This window comes from Oleiphilus sp. HI0067, assembly GCF_001635735.1.
Genome location: NZ_LWFI01000425.1, coordinates 1 through 957, shown reverse-complemented (window position 1 = coordinate 957; position 957 = coordinate 1). Strand labels below are relative to the sequence as shown.

Here is a 957-nt window from a genome sequence, read left to right as displayed (position 1 = left end):
GCTCCTGAAGGGGTGAAAATTCGCGCTGGTGGAATGGTTCGTGAAAGTTCAGTATCTCGTAGCGAAGATGATCTTACCGTTAAATTTGTTTTGACTGACTTCGTTGCCGATGTCGAAGTCAATTACACGGGCATACTGCCGGATCTATTTAGAGAAGGGCAAGGTATTGTCGCTTTAGGGCGGATTAATAATGAGGGTGTTCTCATTGCAGACGAAGTGCTTGCCAAGCATGACGAGAATTACATGCCTCCAGAAGTTGCAGAGGCACTCGAAAAGTCTGGGCATAAAGGTTACGGCGATCAATACACTTCAGATAAGGAATACTAAATGCTACCAGAGCTGGGTCATTTCGCACTGATAATAGGCTTATTGTGTGCCTGTCTACAAAGCATTACACCACTTTATGGTGTAGCGAAAAATTCCCCCGTATGGATGGAAACAGGGCGATCGTTAGCATTCGGCCAATTTTTCTTTATCTTTGTCGCTTTTTTAATCCTTGCAAACGCTTTTGTTCAAGATGACTTTAGCGTTAAGTATGTGGCTGGCCACTCCAATACGCTATTGCCTGTGTACTATAAGATCAGTGCTGTATGGGGTGGGCACGAAGGCTCACTATTGCTTTGGGCTCTTACCTTGGCAGGTTGGACAATAGCGGTTGCCATATTCAGTAAACAATTGCCACGCGAGATGCTTGCTAGAGTGCTTGCCGTGATGGGCATGATTAGTATTGGATTCTTGCTATTTATTTTACTGACGTCTAATCCGTTTGATCGTTTGCTTCCAAACACACCGCTAGAAGGAAGCGACCTCAACCCGTTGCTTCAAGACTTTGGTTTGATCGTGCATCCGCCAATGTTGTACATGGGATATGTGGGCTTCTCTGTGGCCTTTGCTTTTGCTATAGCGGCTCTACTGGGTGGCAGTCTTGATAGCGCTTGGGCAAGGTGGTCTCGACCT

Annotated in this window: 2 protein-coding genes; both read left to right on the top strand. The window is 46.0% G+C overall.

Features of this window, described 5'->3' with window-relative positions; translation table 11 throughout:
• A partial coding sequence (locus A3739_RS04950) for a cytochrome c maturation protein CcmE (protein WP_068500543.1) occupies positions 1–327 on the top strand: 327 nt, incomplete at its 5' end.
• On the top strand, positions 328–957 hold a 630-nt coding region (gene ccsA / locus A3739_RS04945), incomplete at its 3' end, for a cytochrome c biogenesis protein CcsA (RefSeq protein ID WP_197472064.1).